The sequence below is a fragment of the Mesorhizobium sp. M7A.F.Ca.US.014.04.1.1 genome (genome assembly GCF_003998745.1).
Taxonomy (GTDB): domain Bacteria; phylum Pseudomonadota; class Alphaproteobacteria; order Rhizobiales; family Rhizobiaceae; genus Mesorhizobium; species Mesorhizobium ciceri.
This window is the reverse complement of record NZ_RZRW01000380.1, coordinates 1-5,754: the sequence shown is the minus strand read 5'-3', so window position 1 is coordinate 5,754 and position 5,754 is coordinate 1. Positions and strand designations below refer to the sequence as shown.

General features: G+C 64.2%; 8 protein-coding genes. 3 read left to right on the top strand and 5 right to left on the bottom strand.

The window, feature by feature from the left end; genetic code table 11:
- The 5 genes from EOA22_RS22585 to EOA22_RS22565 form a co-directional block, all read right to left on the bottom strand.
- The coding region (locus EOA22_RS22585) for an inositol monophosphatase family protein (protein ID WP_281040777.1) at window positions 1-360 on the bottom strand (360 nt) is incomplete at its 3' end.
- Between the two features lie 85 nt (window positions 361-445).
- Complete coding sequence (efp, locus tag EOA22_RS22580) at window positions 446-1,012, bottom strand: elongation factor P (RefSeq protein WP_013529127.1); 567 nt, start codon at window positions 1,010-1,012, stop codon at window positions 446-448.
- Window positions 1,013-1,186: 174 nt separating this feature from the next.
- Window positions 1,187-2,227 (bottom strand): tetratricopeptide repeat protein, encoded by a 1,041-nt coding sequence (locus tag EOA22_RS22575; RefSeq protein ID WP_013529128.1) that lies wholly within the window; start codon window positions 2,225-2,227, stop codon window positions 1,187-1,189.
- A 1-nt stretch (window position 2,228) separates the two neighbouring features.
- The gene (locus EOA22_RS22570; RefSeq protein ID WP_127390224.1) at window positions 2,229-2,876 is read right to left on the bottom strand and encodes a thiamine phosphate synthase; all 648 of its coding nucleotides are present in this window, start codon (window positions 2,874-2,876) and stop codon (window positions 2,229-2,231) included.
- 134 nt (window positions 2,877-3,010) lie between these two features.
- On the bottom strand, window positions 3,011-3,928 hold the full coding sequence (locus tag EOA22_RS22565; RefSeq protein WP_027162529.1) for a DMT family transporter: 918 nt from the start codon (window positions 3,926-3,928) through the stop codon (window positions 3,011-3,013).
- Between the two features lie 135 nt (window positions 3,929-4,063).
- Between EOA22_RS22565 and EOA22_RS22560 the strand changes: the two genes are divergently transcribed.
- The 3 genes from EOA22_RS22560 to EOA22_RS22550 form a co-directional block, all read left to right on the top strand.
- Window positions 4,064-4,543: an Lrp/AsnC family transcriptional regulator gene (locus EOA22_RS22560; RefSeq protein ID WP_063169202.1), complete on the top strand. Its 480-nt coding sequence runs from the start codon at window positions 4,064-4,066 to the stop codon at window positions 4,541-4,543.
- A 65-nt stretch (window positions 4,544-4,608) separates the two neighbouring features.
- A complete protein-coding gene (locus EOA22_RS22555; RefSeq protein WP_024502917.1) occupies window positions 4,609-5,337 on the top strand; it encodes a class I SAM-dependent methyltransferase in 729 nt (242 codons plus the stop codon).
- A gap of 118 nt (window positions 5,338-5,455) precedes the next feature.
- The coding region (locus EOA22_RS22550) for a TSUP family transporter (RefSeq protein ID WP_164755737.1) at window positions 5,456-5,754 on the top strand (299 nt) is incomplete at its 3' end.

Sequence of the window (5,754 nt, the reverse complement as noted above, 5' to 3'; positions counted from 1 at the left end):
ATTGTAGATGACGCCGGCGACGATCTGGCCCTGGCGCTCCAGCGCGATCGAAACGGCAAAGAGCGGAATGCCGTGCAGGAAATTGGTGGTGCCGTCGAGCGGGTCGACGATCCAGCGATGCTGGCCGTCGTCGCCTTCGACCACGCCGCGCTCCTCCATCAGGAAGGAATAGCCGGGCCGTGCCTTGGACAGTTCGGCGAAGACGATGTCCTCGGCCTTGCGGTCGGCCTGGCTGACATAGTCGCCGGGGCCCTTCATCGAGACCTGCAGGTTCTGCACTTCGCCGAAGTCGCGCGACAGCGAGCGGCCGGCCTTCATTGCGGCCTGGACCATGACGTTGAGAAGGGCTGAGCGTGCCATAGTGCTTTTTCCCGGTGCTGCGCTTTAAATTCTGCCTCGATGCATGTCGGTGACCCGGAACCGGGCCACTGTTGGGGGACATGCGTCAGTCGGCGCGGCGCACGTAAGTGATTTCGTTGGTGTCGACGATGATGCGTTCGCCGGCGCCGATGAAGGGCGGCACCAGGACGCGGATGCCGTTCTCCAGGATCGCCGGCTTGTAGGACGATGCCGCCGTCTGGCCCTTCACCACCGGGTCGGCCTCGGTGATGGTCAGCGTCACATAGTCGGGCAGCGAAATGCCGATCGGCCGCTCTTCGTAGAGTTGGACCGTTACCATCATGCCGTCCTGCAGGAAGGCGGCGCGATCGCCGACGAAGTCCTTGTTCAATTCGAGCTGCTCGTAGCTCTGGGTGTCCATGAACACCAGGGCGTCTTCCTGCGCGTAGAGGAAGGAAAAATCCTTCAGGTCGAGCCGGATCTGTTCGACCGTCTCGGCCGAGCGGAAGCGCTCGTTGAGCTTGGTGCCGTTGATGAGGTTCTTCAGTTCGACCTGATTGTAGGCGCCGCCCTTGCCAGGCTTGACGGTGTTGGTCCTGACCGCCACCCAAAGGCCGCCATCATGCTCGATGACATAGCCGGGACGGATTTCGTTGCCATTGATCTTGGCCATGATGAGATGATCCGGAATGATGCCTACGGCCACGCCGTCGGTAAGGGATATTCGCTGGGAAAGCGATTTCGGGCTCCCAAGACCACAAATCGCCAGAAGAGGCAAGGGAGCGGGCAGGTTGGTGCCAGGCGAGGGCAGCCGAGGCGACACTCGCAATGACCGCGCGGGCCGCCGTCAAGGCAGCCGGTTGGCCTTCTGCAGCGCCTGCTTGGTCTGGTCGTCGTCCAGCCCCTGCAGGAAGTCGTCCATCTGCGGATCGATGAGGCCGGCGCGGCGGGCAATGATGTACCAGGCACCGGCAAGGACCAGGTCCGGATCGGTGCCGATGCCTTGCATATAGAGCTTGGCCAGGCGGTTCTGGGCGGCAACATTGCCGCCCTCCGCCGCCTGCTTCATCCAGCCGAAGGCGGATTTCAGGTCGCGCGCACCGCCGCGGCCTTCGATCATCCAGGCGGCGAGATCGATTTGCGCGGTGTCGTAGTTCTGCCTTGCGGCCTGCGCCAGCAGGCGCCTTGCCTGGGCATCGTCGCGTGGCTTGCCGCCGACACCGTTGGCGTAGATCTGCGACATTGCATATTGCGCGTCCGCGAGGCCGGTCGCAGCGGCGCGTTCATAGTAGGAGACCGCCTTGGCCATACCGGCGTCGCCGGGGTCCTGCTGGACCAGCATCTGCGCGAAATTGAATTGCGCCAGCCGGTTGCCGGCTTCGGCTGCGGCCTGCATCAGGGCGTAGGCCTCTTTTCCATCCTTTTTGACATAGCGGCCGTCGAGCAGCATCAGCGCATACTGGAACTGCGATTCCGGCACACCCTGTTCGGCGGCCAAGGCGTACCATTTCGCCGCCTGCGCCGAATTGACCGGTACACCGAGACCTCGCGACAGGATCTCGGCCACCAGGGTCTGCGCCGCCGGGTCGCCGTTTTGCGCCCGGACCAATGCCAGATTGTAAGCTGTCTTGTAGAGGCCGCGCTGGAAGGCGCCATAGGCCGCGTCGGCGGGTTTTGCGCCGAAGCGGTCGGGATTGACGGCGTCGGCCGACGGCAGCGGCGCAGGCTCGGCCGTGGTGGCGGGCTGCGGCAACGGCTTGTCGATCGGCTTATCGGTGTGGACGCCGATTTCCGGCTTGGGCTGCGGCAAGGGGATGGTCTCCGCGGCCGCCGCCTGGACCATCAGCACCGCAAGCAGAGCCTGGAGGGGAAGCGTCGCCGAGGACATTTCAGTCCTCGAAGCGCGGCGCGGTCTCGTCGAGCAGCGCGTTGGCGGTGGCGACCGCTGTCCTGGGATCGGTGCCGTCGGCAAACACGGCGCTCGACAGCGCCACGAATTCAGCGCCGGTGGCGCCCACGGCTTCGACCGAGGCGATGTCGGATCCGGCCATGACGATGCAAGGGATCTGGATCATGTCCGCCCACCATGCGCCGAGCGACAGGTTGCGCGGGTGCGGTTCGGGCTTGTTGTCGTAGCCGAAGCGGCCGAAGAAAATGTAGTCTGGCCGCGTCTCGCCAAGCTCGAGCGCGTCGTCACGCGTCTTGGCGCCGCCGGTGCCGACCATCATCTTTGCCTGGGAATGCTCGATTGTCTCGGCGAGTTCGGCCTTGGAGACTTCGACATGGATGCCGTCGGCCTGGACGCGGCCGGCTATGCGGGTGTCGCCGGCGATGATGACAGCAACGCCGGCGGCTTGCGCTGCCGGCACGATCTGTTCGGCGAAAGCCTGGAAGGAGGCTTCATCCATGCCGTTCTCGGGCAGGATCAGCGAAGCGACATCGCCACCATCGAATGCCGTGACAATACGGGCCGCCGGCACGCCGGGCGGCGCGATCAGCGCGATGCGACAGCGATTGGGGGGCGTTGCTTCATTCATGGTTCTTCGGGTCCCGCGTTTCGCCTATGCCGGGCGAAGATGGTTGGATTGCGGCATAGAGCAAAGTGCCCGCCTTGAACAGGCGGGCAGTCGGGATCGCGATGTTTGATCCGCCGGGCAGCCGGCGGGCCGCTTCACTTGATCGGGTGCGGGCTCGCGACGGGCGGTTTGCCCTTCCACAGCGTCCAGCCGAGATTCATGCCGGCGGCGGCGATCAGGATGGCGGTGGCGCCGACGACCTGGCTCAGATGCAGCCGATGGCCGAAGGCGACGACGTCGACCAGGATGGCGACGACGGGATAGATGAACGACAGCGATCCCTGCAGATGCGTCGGCAGCTTCTGGATGGCGCCGTACATCAGTATGTACATCAGGCCGGTGTGGACGATGCCGAGCGTCGCCAGCATGGTCCAGCTCCAGGCATCGGCTGGAAGCCGGGATAGATTGGCGAACGGCGCCAGCATGACGACGCCGACGCAGACCTGTATCAGCGCAATCAGATGCGGTGGCGTGCCCTTGAGCTTCTTGGTGACGATGGCGGCGACGGCCCAGAAGAAGGCCGCGCCCAATGCCATGACGATGCCGGTGAAATAATCCGTGCCGGCCATGCCGGCATTGGGGCCGGCATCGGGAGCCGACTGCACGATCAGCACCATGCCGGCGAAGGCGATGGTCAGCCAGGTCAGCTTGGTCAGGCTCAGCCGCTCGGCGAAGAAGAGCGCGCCGAAGCCGACCAGCATGAAGGGCTGCGTGTTGTAGACGGCGGTGGCGATCGAGATCGACGCGCGCGAGAAAGCGCTGAACAGCAAAAGCCAGTTGACGACGATGGCGACGCCGCCGAGCGCGGCGATGCCGATGATGCGCAGCGACAGCCTGTTGCGCAGCAACCCCAGCCCGGCGCAGATGATGAGCAGCGTCAGCGCGCCGAAAGCGCAACGCCAAAACACCACATCCATGATCGGCTGGCCGGACAGGACGACGAACCATCCGATCGTTCCCAGGATGGCCATTGCGGCGGACATTTCGACCGTGCCGCGTACTGTCTCGTTCACAACAAACCTCCTTATCGGTTGAGCCGCCATAATCTCATGCGGTCGCGAAGCTTTCCATCAGATTGGAAAGGGTGTATGGCCTATTGGCCTAATTATATTAGGAGAAAGCTCCAAGCTGTCGGGAAAAGGAAAAAGATGCTGGACGATCTCGACCGAAATCTCCTTGAAATCCTGATCAAGGATGCGCGGACCTCGCTGAAGGAGCTGGCCGCCCAGGTCGGGCTGTCGTCGCCAAGCGTTTCGGAGCGGCTGCGACGACTCGAGGAGCGCGGCGTCATCCGGGCGTTCACCGTCGAGATCGATCCGCTCGCGCTCGGCTATACCTTGCAGGCGATCGTGCGCATCCGGCCTCTGCCGGGCAAGCTGCACATCGTTCAGAAGCTGATCGAGGACATCCCCGAATTCGGCGAATGCGACAAGGTAACGGGCGATGACTGCTTCGTCGCCCGGCTGTTCGTACGCTCGATCGGCGATCTCGACGGGATTCTCGACCGTATCGCCGACAAGGCGGAGACAAGCACCGCCATCATCAAGGCGCAGCCGATCCGGCGGCGGCCGCCACCGCTCGACGCGGCTGCTTCTCGGGATAGGGCAAAGGTCTTGCATGCCTCCTGATCGAGCCGGGTGGAAAGCCGGTGGCCGCTTGGTTAGTGTGCCGACCAAATGAGACCGAGACTGTCATGGCGCAGAACATATACGACCGTGAGGATTTCTTCGCAGGCTACAGCCAACTCGGCCGTTCGGTCGAAGGGCTGGAGGGTGCCGCCGAGTGGCCGGCAATGCGCGCGATGCTGCCCGATGTCGGCGGCTTGAGGGTCGTCGATCTCGGCTGCGGCTTCGGCTGGTTCTGCCGCTGGGCACGCGAGCATGGGGCGGCGCAGGTGCTTGGCCTGGACCTGTCGGAGAAGATGCTTGCCCGAGCAAGGGCCGCCGGCCCGGATGCAGGGATAAGCTATGAGACGGCCGATCTCGATCGGCTCAGCCTGCCGGAAGCCAGCTTCGATCTCGTCTACAGTTCGCTCGCCTTGCACTATGTCGAGGATGTGTCGCGTCTGTTCGGGACCGTGCATCGGGCCCTGGCGCCTGGCGGGCATTTCGTCTTTTCGACGGAACATCCGATCTTCATGGCGCCGACCAAACCCGGCTGGGTGATCGATAGCGAAGGCCGAAAGACGTGGCCTGTCGACCAGTATCTGGTGGAAGGACCGCGCAGCACGGACTGGCTGGCCAAGGGCGTCGTGAAACATCACCGCACGATCGGCACCACGCTCAACGCTCTCCTGCAGGCCGGCTTCACCATCGCGCATGTCGAGGAGTTCCGTCCGACATCAGAGCAGATCGCGGCCAAACCCGAACTGGCGGAAGAGCTCGAGCGGCCGATGTTCCTGCTGGTCTCGGCGCGTCGGTAGGCACAGGCCTGCGTCGGCCCGCATGTGCAGCCGCCACGCTCATATTTGCTGTCGCTCCGCCCGACATTCTGGGCTATTCAAGCGTCGACACGCTTTCCCTCCGGACCAGTCCCCTCCCATGTCAGGCCTGCTTCTCGATCCGTGGTTCTATGCGGCCGCCATTCCGGCGGTCATTCTGGTCGGCCTGTCGAAGGGCGGCTTTGGCGGTGCCGTCGGTTTCGTCGGCGTGCCGCTGATGGCGCTGACCATGCCGCCGGTGCAGGCGGCGGCCATCCTGCTGCCGATCCTGTGCCTGATGGACATCGTCTCGGTGTGGACGTGGTGGGGCGTTTACGACCGCAAGATGCTGGTCGACATGATGCCGGGCGCCGTCATCGGCATCGGCCTTGGCTGGCTTACGGCGGCACTGGTGACCGA

Bases quoted from the DNA above. Each gene is read 5' to 3' on its own strand.
- efp (WP_013529127.1), bottom strand. From the start codon at position 1,012: ATGGCCAAGATCAATGGCAACGAAATCCGTCCCGGCTATGTCATCGAG.
- EOA22_RS22575 (WP_013529128.1), bottom strand. From the start codon at position 2,227: ATGTCCTCGGCGACGCTTCCCCTCCAGGCTCTGCTTGCGGTGCTGATG.
- EOA22_RS22570 (WP_127390224.1), bottom strand. From the start codon at position 2,876: ATGAATGAAGCAACGCCCCCCAATCGCTGTCGCATCGCGCTGATCGCG.
- EOA22_RS22560 (WP_063169202.1), top strand. From the start codon at position 4,064: ATGCTGGACGATCTCGACCGAAATCTCCTTGAAATCCTGATCAAGGAT.
- EOA22_RS22555 (WP_024502917.1), top strand. From the start codon at position 4,609: ATGGCGCAGAACATATACGACCGTGAGGATTTCTTCGCAGGCTACAGC.